Here is a 24,370-nt window from a genome sequence, read left to right as displayed (position 1 = left end):
AAATATTGGTTTTAAAGGAAATAGACAGTAAAAAATTTAGAGATATGGTTCGCGTTGCCACACACAGACTTGGACGCAATGCAGAGTTTATTAACTCTTTGAACGTTTTCCCGGTTCCTGATGGAGACACTGGAACAAATATGAATTTAACTATTGAAAGTGGTGCAAAGGCTGTTGCCCAAAATAATAGTGATAGCGTAGGGGACTTGACAGAAAGCCTCGCAAAAGGAATGTTAATGGGAGCTCGGGGCAACAGTGGAGTTATTTCTTCTCAGCTATTTAGAGGAGTCTATAAAGCCACTCAGGGCATGAAAACACTTAATGCACAGGAATTAGCCAATGCTTTTTCTAATGGAGTTGCCACTGCATATAAAGGTGTCATGAAACCCGTTGAAGGAACAATTTTGACTGTTGCCCGAATTGGTGCACAGGAAGGTGCTAATAAAGCCAATGAAACCGATGATGTTGCAGAAGTTATGAAAGCGATTGTTGAAGGCGCCAAAAGAGCGTTAAAATCAACTCCTGACCTATTGCCGGTTTTGAAGCAAGTTGGAGTAGTCGACTCAGGAGGACAAGGACTTTTATTTATTTATGAAGGATTTCTTGAAGGACTTCTAGGCGAAGAATTTGCTGATCGTTACCAGCCGGACGAAGGCGAAATGGATGAAATGATTAATGCAATGCATCATCAATCCGTTCAATCTCAGCTTTCCACTAAAGATATTGCTAATGGTTACTGTACTGAAATTATGGTTGATTTAACTGCTGACGTTCCGGCAAAGAAAACCTTTAATTTAGATGAATTTAGAGAACATTTGTCTAAACTTGGTGATTCTCTTTTAGCTGTTTCAGATGAAGAAGTAGCAAAGGTTCATATTCATACGGAACAACCTGGAGCTGTTTTTGCATATGGCAGTCAGTTTGGTCAGTTAGGAAAAATAAAGATTGATAATATGCGAATTCAACATGAAACTATTGTCAATAACAATGAAGAGAATCAGGAAAGCGTTGATTTTGCTGTTATTGCCGTAGCTTCAGGTAATGGTATTCGTAAGCTGTTTGAAAGTGAAGGGGTTAACCGGATAATTTCTGGTGGACAAACTATGAACCCTTCAACGCAAGATATTATTGATTCAATCAAAAAATCTGGTGCCAAAAAAGCAATTGTAATGCCAAATAACGGTAATATTATTATGGCAGCTAAGCAAGCAGCAGAAGTTAGTGATATTCCTGTTGGTATAGTTCCTACTAAAACTATTTCACAGGGTTTAACGGCGATGCTTTCGTTTGATCCGGATGATTCTCTTGCCGATAATATTGCTAACATGACTGACGCACTTGATACAGTCGTTTCAGGAGAAGTTACTAAAGCTAACCGTGATACAACGATTAACGATATAGCAATTCATCAAGGTGACTTTTTAGGAATAGTTGATGGAGATATTAAAGTAGCGGCTTCTGATCTAATTGTTGCTGCCTCCTCTATGATAGAAAAAATGCTGGATGAAGATTCAGAAATTATCACAGTAATGTATGGGCGTGATTCTAATAAAAACGAAGCACAAAGGCTCGTTGATGAATTAAAGAAAAAGCATGATGACCTTGAATTTGAGCTTCATGATGGTGGTCAGCCAGTATATAATTTCCTGATTTCCGTTGAGTAATTATGATAGCAAAAGAACTTTTTGCTCCAGTAACCGATTTGAAAGGTGTGGGAACAAAGACTGCTGCTGCTCTTGGAAGTTTGGGAATTTATAGCGTTTATGATTTGTTGTATTATTTTCCATTTCGTTATGATGAACTTCAAACGATTCCTCTTGATCAGATCATGGATGGTCAAAAGGTAATGCTAAAGGGAATTGTTGCAACAGATGCTTTTGTAACCAGGTTTGGATATAAAAAAAGCCGCCTTAGTTTTAAGTTAAGAATTGACCATGATGTCATCATGGTCAATTTTTTTAATCAACCATGGTTAAAAGAAAAAATTGAAATTGGCAAAGAAGTAGCAATTTACGGTAAGTATAATGCTGCTAGACAAAGCCTGGCTGCCTTTAAGTTTGTTGCAGCAAAAGAAAATGACAGTGGTATGGCACCCATTTATTCAGTAAATCGGCAAATTAAGCAAAAAAAACTAATAGATTTAATCAATCTTGCCTTAGATGATTATTTAGCTGAAGTTGATAATGTAGTCCCTACTAAGATAAGGCAAAAATATCGTTTGCTACCCGAAAGTAGTATAGTGCAAGAAATGCATCATCCACAAAATGCTACAGAATCTCAGATTGCCAAGAGAAGTGCCATTTTTAGAGAGTTTTTTATATTTCAAACTGAACTAGCTCAGTTAACTGAATACAATCCGCGTAACAAGGGGATTGCTAAAAAGTATAACTTAGATGAAATTGCCAAGCTTACTAAGTCACTACCATTTGAACTATCTGCAGATCAAAAACATGTAATTAACGAAATTTTTACGGATTTGTTTTCTTCAGTTCAGATGCAGCGACTGTTGCAAGGGGATGTGGGTTCTGGAAAAACAATAGTGGCCGTATATGCACTTTTTGCAGCGGTGACAGCCGGCTTTCAAGCTGCCCTGATGGTTCCAACGGAAATATTGGCAACCCAACATTTTAAAAAGATTGATGAGCTGCTGAAACCTATGGGAGTTCGCTGTGCTCTTTTAACAGGTTCTACTAAAACACTGGAGCGCAGAGAAATTTATAATGAACTAACTGATGGCACTATTAATGTTGTGATAGGTACTCACGCTTTAATTCAATCTAGTGTGATTTTTAAAAAATTGGGATTAGTTATTATTGATGAGCAGCATCGTTTTGGTGTCAATCAAAGACAAGCCTTAGTCAATAAGGGAAATTTGCCTGACGTTTTAGCAATGACGGCCACACCAATTCCGCGAACTTTAGCTTTAACAGTGTATGGCAACATGACTATTTCTGAAATACACCACCTTCCAGCAGGACGAAAAAAGATAGTTTCCTGGTGGAAAACGAGCACTCAAATGGATCAAGTATATCAACTGATGCATGAGCAATTAGAACAGGGATTCCAAATATATGCTGTCACTCCTTTGATTTCAGAATCGGAAGCCTTGGATTTAAAAAATGCTGAACAGCTTTACGACAAGCTTAGTCATGACTTTCCTAATGAAAAGGTTGCTTTACTTCATGGGCAAATGCCAGGAAATAAAAAAGACGACATTATGGCTGCTTTTGCCGCAGGTAATATTAATATCTTGGTTACTACTAGCGTAATTGAAGTAGGAGTAGATGTTGCTAATGCTAATATGATGGTTATTTATAATGCTGATCGTTTTGGCATTAGTCAATTGCACCAGTTGCGTGGAAGAATTGGTCGCGGAAAAACTCAGAGTTACTGTATTTTTTTAGCTGATCCCAATACCCAAGCAGGTAAATCCCGCATGAAAATTGTAGCATCCACTACTGACGGATTTAAGTTAGCTGAAGAAGATTTGAAGATGCGCGGTGAAGGTGATCTTTTTGGTAAGGCACAATCTGGTTTACCTGAATTTCAGGTAGGAGACGTTGTTAACAATTACAATACCATGGTAGTGGCACAAAAAGAGGCTAAAAAGTTAATAAAAGCTGATCCTCTCTTGCAAAAATCAGAAAATAAAACTTTAAAACAAGTGTTAGAATATAAGCAATTACAACAAAAAAGAACTTAGTAAAGGTTGAGGATAATATGAGAACTATTGCTATTGATGCAATGGGCGGAGAAAATGCTCCTGAAGCAATTATTCAAGCAGTATTGCAGGCAAAAAAAGAACTGCCGCAGACAAAATTTATACTTTTTGGCGATGAAGCGAAAATAACGCAGTTATTGGGTGAAGATAAAAGTCAAACAGAGGTTATTAATACCACTCAGATAATTAATGATGAAGATGAACCAGTTAAGGCAATCAGGTCTAAAAAGGATTCATCACTTGTCGTGGCGGCGCAATTTGTGAAGCAGGGCAAGGCAGATGCACTTTTTTCGCTAGGAAATACGGGTGCTATTCTAGCTTGTGGTATATTTATAATAGGACGAATTAAAGGAGTAACTCGTCCGGGTTTTATGCCGACCCTACCAGTAAAAAATTCTGATGACGGTTTCAATATGATTGATGTTGGTGCGAATGCCAAAAGCAGACCGGAATATTTGCTGGCTTGGGCCAAAATGGCCTCATATTATGCTGAAAAAGTCAGAGGAATAAAAAATCCTCGTGTTGGTCTGCTTAATAACGGGGCTGAAAATGATAAAGGTGATGATGTTCATCAACAAGCCTATCAATTATTGCTGAATAGCAAGCTTAATTTTATAGGTAACATTGAGGGCAACGAATTATTGGACGGTAAAGCTGATGTAATTGCGACAGACGGTTTTACAGGCAATGCAGTTTTAAAAAATATTGAAGGAACTTCTGGTGTTTTAATCCATCTGTTAAAAGATAGTTTGCTCAATAATGGACCTTTTGTTAAATTAGGTGCATTGATGATTAAAAAGGCACTAAAAAGTTTAATTTCAAAATTTGATGTAGCTAAATATGGTGGTGCTGTTTTACTCGGAGTTAATGCTCCTGTAGTTAAAACACACGGTCGTTCAGATCAGCGTGCTGTATATTTTACAATTAAGCAAATTGATAAAATTTTACAGGAAAAAATAATTGATAATTTTAAAGCAGAATTTGCTAACGAAAGCAAGTAACAACAAGGAGTAGCAACATGAGTAAAGAAGAAATTTTTAATAAAATCAGGGATATTTTAGCAGATAATTTTGAAGTTGATAAAGACAAAATAACTGATGAAACTAATTTCACTAGTGATTTGGACGCTGATTCCATTGACTTAGTGGAATTCATTTTACAATTAGAAGATGAATTCGGCGCCGAGATTTCTGATGAAGATGCAGAAAAAATTAAAACTGTTGGTGATGCTGTAAATTATGTAGCGAATCATCAAAACTAATTTAAAAAAATTCAATTATTAGTTTGCATACAATTTGTTTCACGGTTATAATTAGAAATTAAATAAATTTATTAAATATCTTTAATAAATTCATTGAAGATTTGAGAGGGGAAATGACCTTTGGAAAAACAAAGTGATCTCTTGCTAGATATCCAGCATTTACATACAGCATATCGTTTAAATGGGAAATTTTATGATGCTGCAGATGATATTAATTTAACTTTGAAAAGGAATGAAATTTTATCAATTGTAGGTGAATCTGGTTGTGGTAAGAGTACAATCGCATCTAGTATTATCGGTTTGTATGACCATAAAAACACAAAAGTAACTGGCGATATTCTTTATAATGAATTGAACTTAGTAGGCCTAAATGAATCATTGTTCGATAAAATTCGTGGGAATAAAATCGGAATGATTTTTCAGGATCCTTTAGCCAGTTTAAATCCACTAATGAGAGTTGGTGATCAAGTAGCAGAAACTTTGTATTACCATACGGATATGGATGAGAAAGAACGTCATGCACGTGTAATTGAGCTTTTTAATCAAGTGGGTATGCCGAAACCTGAAGAAACATACGCCATGTATCCGTTTGAACTATCTGGTGGATTAAGGCAACGTGTTGTTATTGCCATGGCTGTTGCATGTAAACCCGAAATTATCATTGCTGATGAGCCGACCACTGCCCTTGATGTTACTATTCAAGCACAAATTTTGGACTTGCTGGAAGACATCCAAAAGCAGTCTCAATCTGGTATTATTTTAATAACTCATGACTTGGGAGTAGTTGCTGAAACAGCTGATGAAGTTGCTGTTATGTATGGTGGTCAAATAGTTGAAAAAGCTGATGTCAAGACAATTTTTGAACATCCACTTCATCCTTATACCCGATCTTTGTTAAATTCAATGCCTCAATCTGAAGATGAAGAAGAAGATTTACATGTTATTCAAGGAACAGTTCCATCATTGCAAAATATGCCTAGAAAAGGTGACAGGTTTGCTGCTAGAATACCGTGGATACCTGCAAGTGCCCATGAGGAAAATCCAGTAATGCATGAAGTTGAACCAGGGCATTGGGTTAGATGTACTTGCTGGAAGACGTTCCACTTTCAAGATGAAGTGAGTGGGGAGTAGTTTATGGCTAAAGAAATTATTGAAGTAAAAAACTTAAAAGTTCATTATCCTATCAGATCTGGTTTTTGGAATCGTATTACCGATTATGTTCGTGCCGTTGATGATATTAGTATTACTATTAACGAAGGAGAAACGTACGGACTTATAGGTGAATCTGGTTCAGGCAAGTCGACTACTGGCAAGGCAATTGTTGGAGTTGAACCTGTTACCAGCGGCAGTATTATGTATAAGGGTGTCGATATTACTAAGTCTAAAAATCGCCACAGACTCAATTACAATAAAGACGTCCAAATGATTTTTCAGGACTCTCTGTCAAGTTTAAACCCGAGAAAACGAATTGAGGATATTATTGCAGAGCCAATACGCAATTTTGAGAATTTAACAACTGATCAAGAACGTGACCGTGTGCAAGAATTACTTGACATCGTTGGTATGCCGAGTGACTCAATATATAAATATCCGCACGAATTTTCCGGTGGTCAAAGACAAAGAATTGGCGTAGCCAGAGCGGTTGCTACTAATCCACGTCTGGTTGTCGCTGATGAGCCAACAAGTGCCTTAGATCTATCAGTTCAAGCACAGGTGCTAAACTTTATGAAGCATATTCAGCAGCAGTACAATATTGCTTATCTCTTTATTTCTCATGACTTAGGTGTCGTTAAACATATGTCTGAGAATTTGGCTATTATGCACCGTGGTCGTTTGGTTGAAATTGGTTCAAGAGAAGATATTTATCAGCATCCAATGCACATCTATACGAAAAGGCTGCTTTCTGCTATTCCGCAAGTCGATGTTGAACACCGAGATGAACATAAGAAGCATCGTCAAGAAGTTGAACAAGAATTTCAGAATGATCAAAGTAAGTGGTATGACAAAGATGGCCGTGTTTTTCCACTTAAGCATGTATCAGATAATCATTTAGTTGCTTTACCTGAAAAAGAAATAGTCGAAGAAGAAACAAATGATAAGGAGGGAGCATAATCATGTGGAAAACTGTTTTAAGACGTGTTTTAATTATGATCCCACAATTGATCATTTTAAGCATCTTAGTCTTTTTCTTGGCAAAAATGATGCCGGGAGACCCATTCACGGGACAAATTAATCCTAATACTGACCCTAGGCAACTAGAAGCTCTGAAAAGAGCTGCCGGACTATATGATCCGGCCCCTGTTCAATATGCTCGTTGGGTAGGTAATATTTTTAAAGGCGATTTAGGTACCAGTTATATACAGCACGTTCCGGTGACCTCTTTAATTGCCGATAGAGCTGTAAATACATTTTGGCTTTCGCTGTTAACAACAATAATTAGTTACAGTATTTCAATACCTCTTGGTGTGATTGCTGGTAAACACCAGGATGAATGGCAAGACCAAGCTGTACAAATTTTTAATTATGTTACTTTTGCTATTCCTGCTTTTGTATTTTACATTTTAGGTATATGGCTGTTTGGCTTTCTCCTAGGCTGGTTTCCTATTTCAGGTTCGGTTTCTCCTAATGCTTCTGGTTTCTGGGGTACATTGGGTAGTCAGCTTTACCATATCATTTTTCCAGCTATCTTGAGTGCGTTGATAACAACTACTGGAATCGTACAATATTTAAGAACGGGAATTGTTGATAATAAAGTTGAAGATTATGTTAGAACGGCTCACAGTAAAGGGGTTCCTGAAAAGGTTGTGTTTAATAAACACATTTTGCGTAATTCATTGTTACCAATAGCTTCTTCATTTGGTACAGTTATAACTGGTCTGTTAAGTGGTTCAATGATTATTGAAACTGTCTTCAGTTATCCTGGTATGGGAAAATTGTTCTTAGACTCAATACAACAGCGTGACTATACTACGCTAACTGCATTAATTTTAATCTTTGGTTTTCTTACTCTACTCGGTAATTTATTATCAGATATTATAATGAGTATAGTAGATCCAAGAATTAGGATAAAATAAAGAAGGGGAGACAAATGTTGAAAAAAAATAAAACCACTTCGACTGATAAAGCCAAGAAAGTGCAAGTTTCTCCTCCTGCTTCAAGTTTTAGAGTAGTTGTACGAGAAGTTGTAAAGGACAAGAAAGCTTTAACTGCCTTCATAGTGATAGTCTTAATTTTGTTATTAACTTTTGGCGGTTCATTATTTCTGAATTCTGATAAAGTCACTGAGGCAAACATAATTGAAGCTTATACAGGCTGGTTCACTGATGGTCATATTCTGGGAACGGATGATGGTGGACGAGATGTTCTCAATCTATTAATTATGGGTGGTCGTAATTCTATCCTTATTGGATTAGGGGTTACTGCTGTTTGTGAGACAGTTGGTTTAATTGTCGGTCTCGTTTCAGGATATTATGGTGGCTATATTGATGCAGTCATTATGAGAATAGTGGACTTTGTGCAGGTTTTGCCTGCAACGCCTATAGAAATTGTCTTGGTAACTGTTGTACCGCATTACAGTCCTATTACTTTAGTTTGGATTATTTCGATTTTTGGCTGGACAGGTACGGCAAGGTACTTTAGAGCATTTGTTCTTTCTCAAAGAGAAAGAGACTATGTTCTGGCATCAAAAACTTCTGGTTCATCAGACTTGAAAATAATGTTTAGAGAAGTCCTACCAAACATTGGCTCTATGCTGATTATCGATGTCGTACTAACAATTGCCGGTAACATCGGTATTGAAACCAGCTTGTCGTTTATTGGCTACGGCTTACCGCCTACAGTTCCTTCCTTAGGTACTTTAATTGGTTTTGCCAATGATCCGGTTAACGTTGTCAACAGGCCTTGGTTATGGCTGCCAGCTACAATATTGTTACTAGCTATTTCCTTAAGTATCAATTATGTTGGTCGTGCTTTACAAAGAGCTGGTGACGCCCGGCAAAGGGAAAATTAAAACTGAATTTTTAACAATTATATTTTAAAATCTCTGCTAATAGATAATATCGTGAGTTTGCTATATTATTTATTAGCAGTTTTTTCTCTAATTTCTCTATCACTAATTTTTATAGCAAAATTTTCAACATTAAACTGTTTAATTTTTACCCCATAAAGACTGAAAAAAGTAAGTATTAGGTATTTACGGCAACAATTAATATCAGAAATTGCTCTTTTTGAAATAAATATCTATTAAATAAAAATGAATAAACCGTTGCTTTTTTAATTTTATGTGGTAATATTTAATTATTAACTTGTTTTGAAAATTAAATTTTCCTGATAATAAAAAGGAGTTATGTAGAGATGAAAAAATCTAATTTATATAAATCATTGGGGGTAGTAACAGCAGCTGCTTTAACGCTGGTAGCTTGTGGTAAATCTAATAATACGGCCAATGACAATTCTAATGCTAAAACAGCTAAGAAGTTCCCAGAAGCAGTGCCTAAGAAGGAAGCTAAGCAGGGTGGAACTGTTAAAGTTGCCTTGGAAACTGATACGCCATTCACAGGAATTTTTTCTGATGAGTTAGCTATGAGTGCAATTGACAGTTCAGTTGCTTCTCCTGGTGAAGAATCACTTTTTGATACTGATGACAACTACAAGATTAACGATAAGGGTCCAGCTACCATGAAGTTGGATAAAAAGAATAAGACTGTCACCATCACTATCAAGAAGGGTGTTAAGTGGTCAGACGGTAAGCAGGTTAATGCTAAAGACATGGAATATTCCTATGAAATATTCGCTAACAAGGCCACACAATCAGAAAGATATACTAGCCAGTTAGCCACTATTAAAGGTTTACAAGCATATCATGATGGCAAGGCTAAAACAATTTCAGGTATTGAAATGCCTGATGGCCCTAATGGTAGAACAATTGTAATTCACTATCCTGAATTAAAACCAGGTATGAGCAACAGTGGTAACGGTTATTTCTGGGAATCTGCGGCTCCATATCATTACTTAAAGAATGTTCCTTTTAGTAAGCTAAAGGAATCTGATCAGATTAGGAAAAAGCCTTTGTACTTTGGCCCATTTAAGGTTAGCAAACTTGTTCGTGGTCAATCAGTAACGTGGACACCAAATAAATATTACTGGCGTGGTAAGCCAAAACTAGATAAGGTCATTTACCAGGTTATTAATCCTAATTCAGCCAGTCAGGCCATTAAGAGTCACAAATTTGATATCATTGGAGTTATAAATTCACAATGGGATCAAGTTAAAAAGACTAAGAATGTTAATTTTATTGCCAATATTCCTTTGTCATATAGTTATTTAGCATTTAAAGTTGGTAAATGGGATGCCAAAAAGGGCAAAAACGTTATGGATCCAAATGCCAAGATGAATCATAAGCCATTGCGGCAAGCTATTGCATATGCGATGAATATTGCAGAAGTTGATAAGCACTATACTAAAGGACTTTCTTTCCAAGTACCTACCCTGATTCCAGCGCAATTTGGTGATTATTATAATAAGGATCTTAAGGGTTATACCTACAATCTGAAAAAGGCGAACGAGATTTTGGATAAAGCCGGCTATAAGAAGAAGGGTAAATGGCGTACTCAACCAAATGGTAAGCCATTGAAGATTCATTATATGGCAATGTCTGGAAATGCTACGGCTGAGCCTATTGCACAGAATTATTTACAACAATGGCATAAAATTGGTTTAAATGTTTCTTTGGTTGGTGGCCGTCTGACAGAATTCAATTCATTCTATGATAAAGTGCAACACGATGATCCTTCTGTTGATATGTTTACAGCAGGTTGGAACCTTTCAAGTGAACCATCTCCAGCTAACCTTTACAAAGAAGCAACACCATCCAATTACTCACGCTTTGTCACTCCAGAAAACAGTAAATTACTTGATGAAATTGATTCTCAAAAGGCTTTTGATCATAAATACCGTGTTCAAAAGTTCCACGAATGGCAAAAATACATGTTTGATCAAGCTTATGTAGTTCCAACATCAAATGCTTATGGTATCGATGCTGTAAATGATAAGATTACTGGATACTCCTTGAAACCATCACAAAATAACAATGGTCACCAGTTATGGTACCAAGTTGGTTATGTTAAATAATTGAATTTAAATAAAAATATCAAGCTAGCAAAATAGTTTGGTATTTTTTAGTTTCTTTAAGAACCACTTTTTATGATTTTCTACAAAATAATTTTTGATAACACATTATTAAAGCTAATCATTTTAAGCTTTTAAATCTAAATTCTTTCTGGTATTGGCTGACTTATACATTTGAAAGAATTTCTATTATTTAAATAATATGTATTTTGATTACTTTACTATTTATAAATAGTATAATTTCTGAATTTGCCTTGCTTTTTTAATGATTAATGTTAACATTTATCTGTTAGCTTGTTTCCAAAATACTATTAACTTTGCATATAAAGGAGACATGTATGATGAGAACAAGAAAAATTTTAGGCTCAGTCGGAGTTGTAACCGCAGCTGCGTTAACTTTGGTAGCTTGTGGCAAGAGCAATAAGACCGCCAGCAATGAGGGAGCTAAGACTGCCAGCAAGTTCCCAGTTGAAACCCCAGTTAAGTCTGCCAAGAAGGGTGGAACAATTAAAGTTGCTGAAATAACTGATACACCATTTACCGGCGTCTTTAATGAAGAACTGCAAATGGATCAACCGAGTGCTGATGTCGCAAGTCCTGGTCAAGAATCATTATTTGAAACAGATGATGAATACAAGATAAACGATAAGGGTCCAGCTACTCTTAAACTTGATCGTAAAGCAAAAACTGCAACTATTACAGTTAAAAAGGGTGTTAAATGGTCTGACGGCAAACAGGTTACTGCCAAGGATATAGAATTCGCATATGAGATTATTGCAAACAAAGCAACTAAATCTCAAAGATATGCCAATCAACTCAATATTATCAATGGCTTGAAGGAATATCATGAAGGCAAGGTCAAAACAATTTCAGGAATAGAAATGCCTGACGGTCCAGATGGACGAGTTGTAGTGCTGCACTGCAAAGAATTAAAGCCTGGTATGTATTATAGTGGTAACGGCTATATTTGGGAAGCAGCTGCACCATATCACTATTTAAAAGATGTGCCGTTTGACAAACTGGAATCATCAGATAAGTTGAGAAAGAATCCTTTGTTCTTTGGTCCTTACAAGCTCGATAAAATTGTACGTGGTCAATCTGTTACCTGGGTACCAAATAAGTATTATTGGCGTGGTCAGCCAAAATTAGACAAAATTGTTTACCAAGTTGTTTCTCCAAACTCTGCTTCACAAGCAATTAAAAATCATAAATTTGATATTATCAGGGTTACTAACAGTCAGTGGAAACAAGTTAAGGATACCAAGGATGTCACATTTGTTGCTAAAATTCCTCTATATTACAGTTATTTAGCTTTTAAGGTTGGTAAATGGGATAGTAAAAAATCAAAGAATGTGATGAATCCGAATGCCAAAATGAATAACAAGGCATTACGCCAAGCTATAGCTTATGCAATGAATACTGATGCTGTCTATAAACATTATACTGACGGCCTAAGCTTCCAAGTTCCAACTTTGATTCCAGCACAATTTGGTGATTATTTTGATAAAAGTGTAAAAGGCTATACTTATAACATTAAGAAGGCCAATCAAATCCTAGATAAAGCTGGCTACAAGAAAAAAGGTAAATGGCGTGTACAACCTAATGGCAAGCCATTAACTATTCACTTCATGGCTATGTCTGGCAATTCCGTTCAACAACCAATCATGCAAAACTTCATTCAACAATGGAATAAGATTGGCTTAAATGTTAAATTAGTTGGTGGTCGCTTAACAGAATTTAATTCATTCTATGATAAAGTGCAACATGATTCACCTGATGTGGATATGTTTATGGCTGCATGGGGTCTTTCATCTGAACCGTCTCAAGAACAAATGTATAGTGAAGGGACAATGTCCAACTATTCACGGTTTGTCACTCCAGAAAATACGAAACTAATCAAAGAGATGGATTCTCAAAAGGCGTTTAACCATAAGTATCGTGTAGAAAAATTCCATGAATGGCAAAAATACATGTTTGATCAGGCTTATGTTGTTCCGCTTTACAATGCATATCAAATAGATGCCGTTAACAGCAAACTTACCGGTTATTCACAAAAACCATCCAAGCAAAATAACGGGCATCCACTTTGGTACAAGGTTGCTTATACAAAATAAAAGTTAATATAGAATAAAAATTAGAAGGCTATTGTTATTTGGAAACAATAGTTTTCTTTTTTACGCTTAAAAACTGGTATAATTTAGGTTATTAAGGAGATGATAGAATGGTTAGTACCAAGTTTATTAGTCGATTAGATAAGAAATATAAAATTAAATTTAACGATCAGAAGTTATTAGAAGAAGCCTTTACCCACTCTTCATATGCCAACGAGCATCCTGGGGATGGCATTCGTGATTATGAAAAGTTGGAATTTTTGGGGGATGCAGTTTTAGAATTAGCAATATCTGATTACCTTTATCGTAATTTCTCGAGTCTCAATGAGGGTGAATTAACCAGAATGCGTTCTAATATTGTTGATACTGAAGGCTTTGCGGAATTTGCCCAAAAATTTGGTTTTCCGGCTGAAATTAATCTAGGTCATGGTGAGGAAAAAGCTGGTGCGCGTTCTCGTAAGACACTGCTAGAGGACGTTTTTGAAGCATTTAACGGAGCGCTTTTTCTTGATCAGGGCATGGAAGCAGTCGAACATTTTTTGAGCTTAACAGTGTATCCGTTAATTGATGCCGGAAAATTTGATGCTTCACGTGATTATAAGACTGATTTACAAGAATTACTGCAAAAAAATGGGCCTGTAAAGATTGAATACGAAGTTCTGAAAGAGGAGCAGCTGCCTTCTAGTTTTACTGTACAGTTAGTTGTCAATGGCAAAGTATTGTCTCAAGGACAAGGCCATAATAAAAAAGCTGCAGAGCAAGAGGCTGCAAAAACTGCTTTAAATAAGCTTAATTAGGAGATGAGTGTGTGCCACTAACTGAACTAATAATTGACGGCTTTAAATCTTTTGCCGAAAAAACAAAAATAGAATTCGATACTGGTATTACTGGCATAGTTGGTCCTAATGGTAGTGGTAAAAGCAATATTACCGAAGCAATAAGATGGGTCATGGGAGAGTCAAGCGCCAAGTCTTTGCGGGGCTCAAACATGAAAGACGTGATATTTGCGGGCAGTGAATTTCGTAAACCTGCTAATCACGCTGAAGTTTCCCTTATTTTTGACAATAAGAAAGGCGAACTTAATTTTAAAGATGACCAGGTAATTGTAACTCGGCGAATTTTACGGTCGGGAGACAACGAATATTTAATAAATCAAAAAAGTGTTAGACAACGAGATATCCGAGCTTTGTTTCTGGATTCTGGCATTTCACAAGAAAGCTTAGCCATCATTTCACAGGGACGGGTTGATCAAGTATTAAATTCTCGTCCTGAAGAGCGGCGCTCACTATTTGAGGAAGCAGCTGGAGTACTACATTTTAAAAAGCAAAAAGAAGAAGCAAAAGTTCAATTACAACAAACAACCGATAACTTAGTGCGCATCAATGATTTAGTCCAAGAACTGGAGCAGAGAATTGAACCTCTTCACGAACAAAGCTCTCTCGCAAAGGAATATCAATTTCAGAAAAAAGGTCTGGATCATGAACTAAAAACTTTGTTAGCTTTTGAAATTCAAGATTTAGATAAACAAAAACAAACAGTACAAGAAAAAGCTGACCAAAATCAAAATCTGTTAACAAAATTGGATCAAGAAGTTAAAGCATCCCAGAGTGCCGTAACTGACAAAAGAAAAGAATTTCAAACTTTAAATACTCAAAAAGATCAAATTCAAAATGATTTATTTTCGTTAACAAAAAAGCTTTCAGAAATAAATACGCATTTGCAAGTTTTCGAACAGAGCAAACAGTATAATGAAGCTACTAAAAAAGAATATCAGTCCGAATTAAGCGACTTAAAAGAGCAAATAGTGAGTACTAAAAAGGAAACGACTGATCTGCTTGAAGAAGAAGGCCATCTTAAAAAAGAACAAGAGGAACTGAATAATAAGAGAATAGGGTTAACGGCACAGCTTAAAGAAAATCCGGAACAACTGAACCAAAATTTAGAGCAGCTGCGGACAAATTATATTCAGTTGTTACAAGATCAAACTTCTAATAATAATGAAATTGTTTATCTTAATTCTGAATTGAAAAAGCTTAGCGATAATACCCAACTGCAAACAGAAAATGTTTCTGAAGAACTAAAAAAAGAAAAAGCTGAACTTAATAGACTTCAGGTCGAAGGTAAAAAGCTTAAACAAGATTATCAAAATAAGAAACAACAGGTAGAGAAGCTATCTGAAGAACAAAGGTTAACGCAAAATAATTTGTTGACTTTGCAAAATTCTCTTTCTACAGCAAATCAGAAGTTCAGTCAATTAAAAGCACGCCATGATGCACTGGAAAATATCCGTAAACGTCACGAAGGGTATTTTTATGGTGTTAAAAATGTGCTAAATAATTTAGCAGATTACCATGGTGTTATAGGTGCTGTGGGTGAACTGATTACTTTTCCTGCAAAATATGAAGTTGCCATGGCTACGGCCTTGGGTAATGGGGTTCAGGATTTAGTAACTGCAACAAAGCTGGATGCTCGGGATGCCATTAACCAGTTAAAAGAAAATCGTGCTGGACGAGCTACTTTTTTACCCCTTGATGGCTTGCGGGAGTTCTCGATTCCACCATCAACGATCAATACTATTTCTTCTTTTCCCGGCTTTCAAGGTATTGCAAGTGAAATAGTTAAAAGTTTGCCTGGTCAAAATATTACGCCCGCGATTAACTATTTGCTTGGTAACACCATAATAGTTGATACCATTAACGATGCGCTGAAAATCAGGCAACGCGTTTCTCGTTATCGTATTGTTACACTTGACGGTGATGTTATTTCACCGGGTGGTTCAATGACAGGAGGAGAACGTAATCAAAAAAGTAATTCTCCGCTTCAAACTACGGCAGAACTTGGTGAACTAAAGAAAAAAATTAATAAATTAAAGCAGCAAATAGAAATTGAAGAAGCAGATTTAGCTGTTGCCAATGACAAAAACAATGTTCTAAGTAAAAAAGTGAAAGATGCACAAGCAAAGCTCCAAAATCTGAAACAGAATTTAGGTGAGACAGCACTTTCGTATCAAAATCAGGAAAAAGAAGTTAACAGGTTAAAAGCTGCTAATAATTTATTTGAACAGCAAAAAGAAGAACGCAATCAGGAAATTGATTCGACTAAGCAAAAGATTAAGCTTGTGGAAAAAGAAAAGAAGAGATTTCAAACAGAAATTTTTCAGCAAAAGCAAAAAATTAATGATCTGCAACTGCGAATTAAAAACTTTACTGAACTAAATCATGATATTCAAACTAAGTTGAACGAGCTTGATCCGCAGATTGCTGTTTATGCCAACAAGTTGGAAAATATTACAAAACAAAAAACTGAAAAAAAGCGGGACTTGAAACAGAAGCAAAAACAAATTGCTACTTTAGAGCAAAAATTAATGGAACTTAAACAGAATGATCTTCTTGATCATAAAAAACAGACAGCTTTTGAGCAGGAAAAAAATGATGGCGCCGTTAAGAAGCAGAAATTACAAAAGCAGCTTAATAGTCTAAGTTCTAAACTGGGCCAGTATGATGCACAAATTAACCAGCTTGATCAGGTGGCAAGCCGAAATTATGATCTGCGTAAAGATGCGGCTGCCGAGCAAAAAGAATATTCTGTCAAAATAGCGCAATTAAATAGCCAGATAGACCAGCGTTTAGATACCCTGAGTTCTGATTACTCGTTAACATATGAAGCAGCTTTGAATCAAGCAGAAAAGGAAAATACCGAAGCAAATCGTGCCCAACTGCAAAAAGATGTGAAATTGCATCGTATGTCTATTGCTGATATCGGGCCAGTTAATTTAAAAGCAATTGAAGAGTATGATAACGTTAAAAAACGGTACGATTTTCTTAATGCTCAACAAAATGACTTGCTAAAAGGTCGAGATAACTTAGAAGAATCGATGTCGGAACTTGATCAAGAAGTTTGTAATCGGTTTAAATCAACTTTCACTGCTGTAGCTAAAAGCTTCAGTGAATTATTCCCAGTTGTTTTTGGGGGCGGTAGTGCCAAGCTAGTCTTAACTGACCCAGATCATTTATTAGCTACTGGTATCGAAATTATAGCTCAACCACCAGGAAAGAAACTGCAAAGACTCAGTTTACTTTCTGGTGGGGAACGGGCATTGACCGCAATCACTCTTCTTTTTGCCATGCTGAAAGTTAAGCCAGTGCCCTTTTGCGTGTTAGATGAAGTCGAGGCTGCGTTGGATGACTCTAACGTCACTCGTTTTGCCAACTTTTTAGAAGAATATGACATGCATACCCAGTTTATTGTAATCACACATAGAAGGGGCACAATGGAAAGAGCAGACCAGCTTTATGGTGTTGTAATGCAAGAATCAGGAGTTTCACAAGTATTATCCGTTTCTTTAAAAGAATTAAAAAATGAGGTGAAATAAAATTGGGTTTATTTGATAAAATAAAAAAATCATTGTTTGGTGAAAATGACGAAACCAAAAATAACAAAAATAATGCTCAACCTAAAAACGAAAGTCCTAAAGAGGATCAAGACGTTTCCGCTGAACAAGCAGAAGATGAAAAAGCTAAGATTGCTACAGAGAGTGATAATGGTTTAACGTCAGTAGGAAAAGATTCTGCTGAGACAGATGAATCTGAAAAGCAAAATGAAGGTTCTACTATTTCATCGCTGGAGCAGACTCCAAATCAAGAAGCTGAGGACGAAACAGCTAGCGAAGATCAGGATGAAACTGAGTTATATGAAAAAGGCCTGGAGAAAACGAATCAAGGTTTTGGTGCTAGATTAAATCGCTTTTTCGCACAGTTTAGAACAGTTGACGAAGACTTCTTTGACGATTTGGAGGAGCTACTAATTGAGTCTGATGTTGGCTATGAAACAGCTGAAGAACTGACAGACGAACTGCGTGATGAAGCTAAATTGCAAAAAGCCAAATCTCGAGACGATTTAAAAAAGGTGATAGTAGAAAAATTAGTTGACCTTTATGATGAAAGTGGTAATTCAGAAAATGAAAAGCTAACTGTTCATAATGACGGTAGACCAAATATCTATCTTTTTGTTGGAGTCAATGGCGCTGGTAAAACCACTACAATTGGCAAATTGGCAAAACGCTTTAAGGATGAAGGTAAGTCAGTTCTTTTAGCTGCAGCTGATACATTTAGAGCTGGTGCAGTTGAACAACTGTCTGAATGGGGAGAAAGAGTTGGTGTTCCTGTTGTAACTGGCAAGGAACAAGCCGATCCGGCTTCTGTTGTTTATGACGCTACGACAAAGGCTCTGCAAGAAAATTATGATTTTTTACTTGTGGATACAGCTGGTAGATTGCAAAATAAAAAGAATTTAATGAATGAGCTGGAAAAGATTGAAAGAACGATAAAAAAGCAAGCTCCCCAAGAACCTACTGAAACTCTTTTAGTACTTGATGGCTCAACGGGGCAAAATGCATTATTGCAGGCCAAAGATTTTGATAAAACTACCAAACTAACAGGTTTGGTGCTCACTAAGTTAGATGGTTCCTCAAAAGGTGGGGTAGTCTTAGCAATTAGAAATGAAATGAAGTTGCCGGTAAAATTAGTTGGTCTGGGTGAAAAGGCAAGTGATTTGGCAGATTTTGATGCTGCAAATTATGCAGTTGGACTATTTCATGATTTAATTTAAGAATAAAATTTGTGCAAAAGGAAGATACTTAATGAAAGAATACAGTGCGTGTACAACAATTTTAGTAGGTAAAAATGCGTCGGTTGATGGTTCAACTATGATTGCTCGTAATGATGATACTTTTCGTCCTATTACGCCGCAAAAGTTCATTATCAGACCTGCAGCTAAAAATGAAAGTGGCCGTCAAATTAAATCTTGGTTAAACAATTTTAAGTTAGACTTACCGGAAAACGCTCAGGCGGTTCCAGCTGTACCTAACGTTGACTATAAAAATCGCGGCTATTACGATGAGAGCGGCATTAATCAAAAAAATGTTGCTATGTCCTGTACTGAATCGACATATGGCAATGAACGTGCACTAGCTTTCGATCCCCTGGTAAAGGACGGGCTTGACGAAGATTGCATGCAATCTGTTGTGCTGCCATATATTGATTCTGCTAGAAACGGAGTTGAATATTTAGGAAAACTGATTGCCAAATTTGGTTCGCCAGCTGGTAACTCAGTTCTCTTTAGTGATAAAGATGAAATATGGTACATGGAAATAGTTACCGGCCATCACTGGGTAGCACAGCGTATTCCAGATGATGCCTATGCGATAGCAGCCAATCGAGTTTCAATTGAACAAGTTGATTTTGATGATACTGCAAACTTTATGTGGAGTGATGGAATCCAAGAATTTGTTTCGCAGCATCATTTAAATGTTGATCATCAAGGTTGGAATTTCCGCCACATTTTTGGCACTTATAGTGAGCAAGATCGTTTCTATAACACTAATAGAGTTTGGTACGGTCAAAAATATTTTAACCCTGAAATTGAACAAGAACCGACCGATGGAGACTTACCTTTTATTCGTCATGCAGCAAAGAAAATAACTAGGGAAGACATTGAATATGTACTCGGCAGTCACTACCAAAACACACCTTATGATCCTTTCGGTAAAGGAACAGAGGAACAAAAACACCGTTTTCGACCGATTGGACTAAACAGAACCCAAAATTCTCATATCTTGCAAATTAGAAATGATGTTGATCAAGATAAAGCTGCAATTATGTGGTTGTGTATTGGTGGTCCAACTTTCACACCGTTTGTACCATTTTTTGCTAATATGAATGACACTGATCCTTCATACAATAATACCTCAATGGAATATAATCTCACTGATGCATGGTGGTACTATAAATCGCTTGCAGCCTTGGTTGAAACCCACTATCCGCAATTTGTTCAATTAGATACAGATTACCTAAACGAATTGAACCAATATTATCGTCGCCGGGTTTATGATGTTATTAAAGCAGCAGGAGCTAAAAAAGGCAGTGAGTTGACTTCATATTTAACCAAAGCAAACCAAGAAACAGTTGCTTATACCAGAAAACGGTCTGAAAAACTTTGGGCACAAATGATGATAGACTCCATCAACATGTCAAAATTAACTTTTAATATGGATGAAAACCTGTAACTGTTATTTGGACAGTTAAAAAGTCTGGAAAAACTTTCCAGACTTTTTTGTTAGCTATAAGTTAAATAATTTTAATTCTTTGAGTTTTTGTTCATAGCTGAATGACGAATACCATAAATAAAATAAATGAAAATCCCTATTAGTGACCAGATTAGCATGTATTTCTTTGCTTGCAGATCTAATCCCCAAAAAACAGCAAAAGAACCAAGGAAAGCTAGGAAAGGCAAAACTGGGTACCAGGGCATTTTAAAAGCCGGATCGGCAATATCTTTTCCTTCACGTGGTCTCAAACGGTAAATACCGATTGAAACAAACATGAAAGCTATTAAAGTACCAGCAGAAACCAATTGTGTTAAAAATGAAAAAGGAATAAAAGCTGAAATAACAATCGCAATTAGCGCCACAGTCCATAATGAGTTTGCAGGACGGTGATTGTTATTCAACTTGCCAAGCTTTTGGGGAATCATACCATCACGGCCAAATGAATACACTAAGCGGGAACTTGCCATACATAAGCCGATCAAAGCTGTAAACATCCCTAAAATGGCAACAGACTGTACTATGGTGGCTATGTGAGTAAAACCAGCTGTTCTCAAGGCATATCCGACTGGTTCAGCAGAATTTAAATATTGCTGGTAAGGAACCATTCCCACTAAAACCAGGCTCACGGCAACAAAAAGCACCACTGCAATTAATAATGAGCCGATAATTCCACGCGGCATAGTCTTTTGGGGATTAACAGCTTCAGCCGAGTTTGAAGCGATTGTATCAAAGCCTAAAAAGGAGATATAAATCATTGAAACTCCGGCATAGATTCCTTGCCAACCTCCAAAAGGACCGTGACTTGTGGCACGATAATGAGGTATGAAAGGGATAAAATTAGCTTTTTTGATAACTGTTAAGCCAACAACGACAAAAAGTAAAATAGCGAGCACCTTGACAACTACTAGAATATTTTCAACTCTAGAGGCTTTAGAAACGCCAAAACTAACTAGAAAGGCTGCTAATAAAATGGCTAATAGAGCGACTAAATCTAATAAACCGCCATCGACACCTAATGGATTAGCTAAGCTAGCAGGTAGTTTCCAGCCGAGTGGAGCAATTAGTGCACGCAAATTGGCTGACAAACCGGAGCTAATGAAGGCCATTCCTATCAAATACTCTGCCAGTAAAGCCCAGCCTGAAAACCAGCCCCAAAATTCACCGAAAATGACATTAATCCAAGAATAAACTGAACCTGCAAAAGGCATAGCTGCAGCCATTTCTGCATAAGCAAAAGCTACCAGACCAGCGACAACAGATGCTATCACACATGATATGGCTACGGCCGGACCGGTGTGTAAAGCCGCAACCTCTCCAGGCAAGGTAAAAATTGAAGTAGAAACAATTGTGCCCACACCAAGTGCCAGGAAGTCACGCACCTTGAGCGTTCTAACTAAATGACCGTCTTTTTCTTGATAAATGCCTGGATCTTCTTTGCGATTCATTAATTGCCATAAATTCACATTAAACTACCCCTTAACTTTAGTTTATAATTTGTTTGAAAATACACTGCGTTTTTAAAAGCACTTGCTAATATTTAAATGCGAACGGGTTAAACAGTTGTTACTAACTTACCTCATTCAGATATTTTGGCAGAGATTCCAAATAAAAAACGGTACGAAATTATATAATAATATGTACCGTTTTTAGAATTTTAAGGGATAGTTTACTCAAAATTGACATAGGTATCCCCAAAACCAAATTAAAAATAATGATACAGATTTACATTTCAGAAAGCAAGAATTTATATTTTTCATTTACTTAAATTTCGGCTTTCAAGATCGTCAACTTCTGACATTTTTGCTATACTGGTTCAAGGTGAGAGTAATGGACGAACTTGAAAAAAATGAAATGCTAGGCGATCTATACGCATACTATGGTAGTCTTTTAACCAAGAGTCAACAAGATTATTTTGAAGATTATTATTATAATGACCTATCTTTAGGAGAAATAGCTATAAACCATCAAGTTTCTCGTCAAGCCGTATACGATAATTTGCGTCGTTGCCGGCGCCTGCTTAAAAAATACGAAGATAAATTGCACATGCAAAGAGATTACAACATGATAGAAGACAAATTGCTTAAAGTTACGACTGCACTTCGGAAAGACAAGTCAGACCTAGCTTTGCAAATAACTACTGATTTATTAAACCAACTGAGGGGAGAATAATTCTATGGCATTTGAAAATTTAAGTGAGAGAATTCAAAAAGCTTTAAAAAATTTAACCGGTAAAGGGAAAATATCTGAAGAAGATATCAATAGCGCCAGTCGAGAAATCAGACTGGCCTTACTTGAAGCCGACGTTAACTTTAAGGTTGTTAAAGATTTTATCAAAAAGATTAAACAAGAAGCTTTAGGAAAAGAGGTTCAGGAAAGCCTTAATCCGGGTCAACAAGTCATTAAGATTGTTAACGATGAATTAACCAAGATGATGGGGGAAAGTGCCGCCACTTTAAACAAGTCTAAGCACATTCCTACTATTATTATGATGGTAGGATTGCAAGGTACGGGTAAAACTACCACAGTGGGCAAGTTGGCTAGCAGATTGATGCAAAAAGAAAAAGCGCGGCCGCTGTTAATTGCAGGTGATATTTATCGTCCAGCTGCCATTGACCAGCTTGAGCAAATTGGTGATCAATTAAAAGTTCCTGTTTATAGTGAAAGAAACGAAAAAGACGTTGCTCAAATTGTCCAAAATGGGTTAAACCAAGCTGATAAAAATAAAAATGACTATGTCATCATTGATACTGCTGGCCGTTTGGAAATTGATGAGCCGTTAATGGCAGAACTTGAACGTGTCAAAGATGTTGCCCAGCCCGACAATATCTTGCTGGTAGTGGATGCCATGACAGGTCAAGCAGCAACTGATGTGGCCAAAGGCTTTGACAGTCGCTTGGATATTACGGGAGTGATTTTAACCAAACTTGACGGTGATACCCGTGGTGGTGCTGCTCTGTCAATCAGGGCGGTTACTGGGAAACCGATCATTTATACTGGACAGGGTGAAAAATTAACTGACTTAGAGCCGTTTTATCCTGACCGGATGGCATCAAGAATCTTGGGCATGGGCGATATGCTGACTTTAATTGAAAAAGCCCAGCAGGATTATGATGCTAAAAAGGCTGAAGAAGTTGCTGAAAAGATGAAGGAAAATACCTTCGATTTCAACGATTTTGTCGATCAGATTGAACAAGTTGAAAAAATGGGTCCTCTTGATCAATTGATGAAGATGATTCCCGGAATGGCTAACAATCCACAGCTTAAAAATGTTAATTTTGATAAAAAACAAATTGTCTATATTAAAGCGATCATCTCATCTATGACTAAAGAAGAACGAGAAAATCCCGAATTGCTCAATCCAAGTCGCAGAAGGAGAATCGCAGCTGGTTCCGGTCGGCCAATTGTTGAAGTCAATAGAATGATTAAGCAATTTAAACAAGCCCGGGATATGATGAGTAAAATTACCAAGGGTAATTTTAAGGGAATGGATAACCTGCCCGGAATGAATTCACCAATGGGGCGGATGGCTATGCGTCACATGGGGAAAAAATTCAAGAAGAACAAGAAAAAGCGCATGAAAGTGAAAAGATATCATTCTTAATTTTTACCTGTTAAGTAAAAACACTTTACACCTTTTAAATTACGTGCTATATTATTTAACGTAACTTTTAGGAGGAAATAATTTTATGTCAGTAAAAATTCGTATGCGCCGTATGGGTGCCAAGAGAAAACCATTTTACAGAATTGTTGTAGCTGATTCCAGAATGCCACGTGATGGTCGTTTTATTGAAGAAGTTGGCTACTATAATCCAGTTTCTGTTCCTAAGGAATTGAAATTAGATGAAGATAAAATTTTTGAATGGCTAAAGAAGGGTGCACAACCTTCAGATACTGTACGTTCACTACTTTCAGGTGCAGGCTTAATGAAGAAGCTGCATGATTCAAAGTTCAATAAATAGTGAATCGTTTATTAAAAGTTTGAAGTCAACTGCTTCAAGCTTTTTTCTTTGAGTAGGAGAAACTATGCAATTTTATGATGTTGCGCG

Annotated in this window: 18 protein-coding genes; 17 read left to right on the top strand and 1 reads right to left on the bottom strand. The window is 36.7% G+C overall.

Annotated features, from left to right (window positions below):
* Positions 1-5 precede the first annotated feature (5 nt).
* The 14 genes from Q0R51_RS07265 (at position 6) to Q0R51_RS07200 (ending at position 20,282) form a co-directional block, all read left to right on the top strand.
* Positions 6-1,664, top strand: a complete 1,659-nt coding sequence (locus Q0R51_RS07265) for a DAK2 domain-containing protein (protein WP_294757727.1) — start codon at positions 6-8, stop codon at positions 1,662-1,664.
* Between the two features lie 2 nt (positions 1,665-1,666).
* A complete protein-coding gene (gene recG, locus Q0R51_RS07260) occupies positions 1,667-3,703 on the top strand; it encodes an ATP-dependent DNA helicase RecG (protein ID WP_294757723.1) in 2,037 nt (678 codons plus the stop codon).
* Between the two features lie 17 nt (positions 3,704-3,720).
* A complete protein-coding gene (gene plsX / locus Q0R51_RS07255) occupies positions 3,721-4,722 on the top strand; it encodes a phosphate acyltransferase PlsX (RefSeq protein ID WP_294757721.1) in 1,002 nt (333 codons plus the stop codon).
* Between the two features lie 17 nt (positions 4,723-4,739).
* Complete coding sequence (acpP, locus tag Q0R51_RS07250; RefSeq protein WP_046325049.1) at positions 4,740-4,982, top strand: acyl carrier protein; 243 nt, start codon at positions 4,740-4,742, stop codon at positions 4,980-4,982.
* 120 nt (positions 4,983-5,102) lie between these two features.
* Positions 5,103-6,113 (top strand): ABC transporter ATP-binding protein, encoded by a 1,011-nt coding sequence (locus Q0R51_RS07245; protein ID WP_122026187.1) that lies wholly within the window; start codon positions 5,103-5,105, stop codon positions 6,111-6,113.
* A 3-nt stretch (positions 6,114-6,116) separates the two neighbouring features.
* Positions 6,117-7,094 (top strand): ATP-binding cassette domain-containing protein, encoded by a 978-nt coding sequence (locus Q0R51_RS07240; protein WP_294757719.1) that lies wholly within the window; start codon positions 6,117-6,119, stop codon positions 7,092-7,094.
* Between the two features lie 2 nt (positions 7,095-7,096).
* A complete protein-coding gene (gene opp4B, locus Q0R51_RS07235; protein WP_110446220.1) occupies positions 7,097-8,056 on the top strand; it encodes an oligopeptide ABC transporter permease in 960 nt (319 codons plus the stop codon).
* A gap of 14 nt (positions 8,057-8,070) precedes the next feature.
* Entirely contained in the window at positions 8,071-8,991 is a 921-nt protein-coding gene (locus tag Q0R51_RS07230; protein WP_294757716.1) for an ABC transporter permease, read from the top strand.
* 344 nt (positions 8,992-9,335) lie between these two features.
* On the top strand, positions 9,336-11,111 hold the full coding sequence (locus Q0R51_RS07225) for an oligopeptide ABC transporter substrate-binding protein (protein WP_294757714.1): 1,776 nt from the start codon (positions 9,336-9,338) through the stop codon (positions 11,109-11,111).
* Between the two features lie 338 nt (positions 11,112-11,449).
* Complete coding sequence (locus tag Q0R51_RS07220; protein WP_294757725.1) at positions 11,450-13,222, top strand: oligopeptide ABC transporter substrate-binding protein; 1,773 nt, start codon at positions 11,450-11,452, stop codon at positions 13,220-13,222.
* A 107-nt stretch (positions 13,223-13,329) separates the two neighbouring features.
* Positions 13,330-14,016 carry a ribonuclease III gene (gene rnc, locus Q0R51_RS07215; RefSeq protein WP_294757713.1) on the top strand — a complete coding sequence of 229 codons (687 nt, stop codon included), beginning with the start codon at positions 13,330-13,332 and terminating at the stop codon, positions 14,014-14,016.
* Positions 14,017-14,027: 11 nt separating this feature from the next.
* On the top strand, positions 14,028-17,591 hold the full coding sequence (gene smc / locus Q0R51_RS07210) for a chromosome segregation protein SMC (RefSeq protein ID WP_294757711.1): 3,564 nt from the start codon (positions 14,028-14,030) through the stop codon (positions 17,589-17,591).
* 2 nt (positions 17,592-17,593) lie between these two features.
* The gene (ftsY, locus tag Q0R51_RS07205; RefSeq protein ID WP_294757709.1) at positions 17,594-18,826 is read left to right on the top strand and encodes a signal recognition particle-docking protein FtsY; all 1,233 of its coding nucleotides are present in this window, start codon (positions 17,594-17,596) and stop codon (positions 18,824-18,826) included.
* A gap of 31 nt (positions 18,827-18,857) precedes the next feature.
* A complete protein-coding gene (locus Q0R51_RS07200) occupies positions 18,858-20,282 on the top strand; it encodes a C69 family dipeptidase (protein ID WP_294757707.1) in 1,425 nt (474 codons plus the stop codon).
* Between the two features lie 71 nt (positions 20,283-20,353).
* Here the strand turns inward: Q0R51_RS07200 and Q0R51_RS07195 are convergent, their stop codons facing one another.
* Positions 20,354-21,787 carry an APC family permease gene (locus Q0R51_RS07195; protein WP_294757705.1) on the bottom strand — a complete coding sequence of 478 codons (1,434 nt, stop codon included), beginning with the start codon at positions 21,785-21,787 and terminating at the stop codon, positions 20,354-20,356.
* A 364-nt stretch (positions 21,788-22,151) separates the two neighbouring features.
* Here Q0R51_RS07195 and ylxM point away from each other — a divergent pair, with 364 nt between their 5' ends.
* From ylxM to rpsP, 3 genes are all read left to right on the top strand, one after another.
* A complete protein-coding gene (ylxM, locus tag Q0R51_RS07190; RefSeq protein ID WP_046325038.1) occupies positions 22,152-22,493 on the top strand; it encodes a YlxM family DNA-binding protein in 342 nt (113 codons plus the stop codon).
* Positions 22,494-22,497: 4 nt separating this feature from the next.
* On the top strand, positions 22,498-23,925 hold the full coding sequence (gene ffh, locus Q0R51_RS07185; protein WP_294757702.1) for a signal recognition particle protein: 1,428 nt from the start codon (positions 22,498-22,500) through the stop codon (positions 23,923-23,925).
* Positions 23,926-24,010: 85 nt separating this feature from the next.
* Positions 24,011-24,283: a 30S ribosomal protein S16 gene (gene rpsP / locus Q0R51_RS07180; protein ID WP_038523039.1), complete on the top strand. Its 273-nt coding sequence runs from the start codon at positions 24,011-24,013 to the stop codon at positions 24,281-24,283.
* Positions 24,284-24,370 lie beyond the last annotated feature (87 nt).

Source organism: uncultured Lactobacillus sp. (assembly GCF_946477725.1).
Taxonomy (GTDB): Bacteria; Bacillota; Bacilli; order Lactobacillales; family Lactobacillaceae; genus Lactobacillus.
This window is presented reverse-complemented; position numbering and strand designations above follow the sequence as displayed.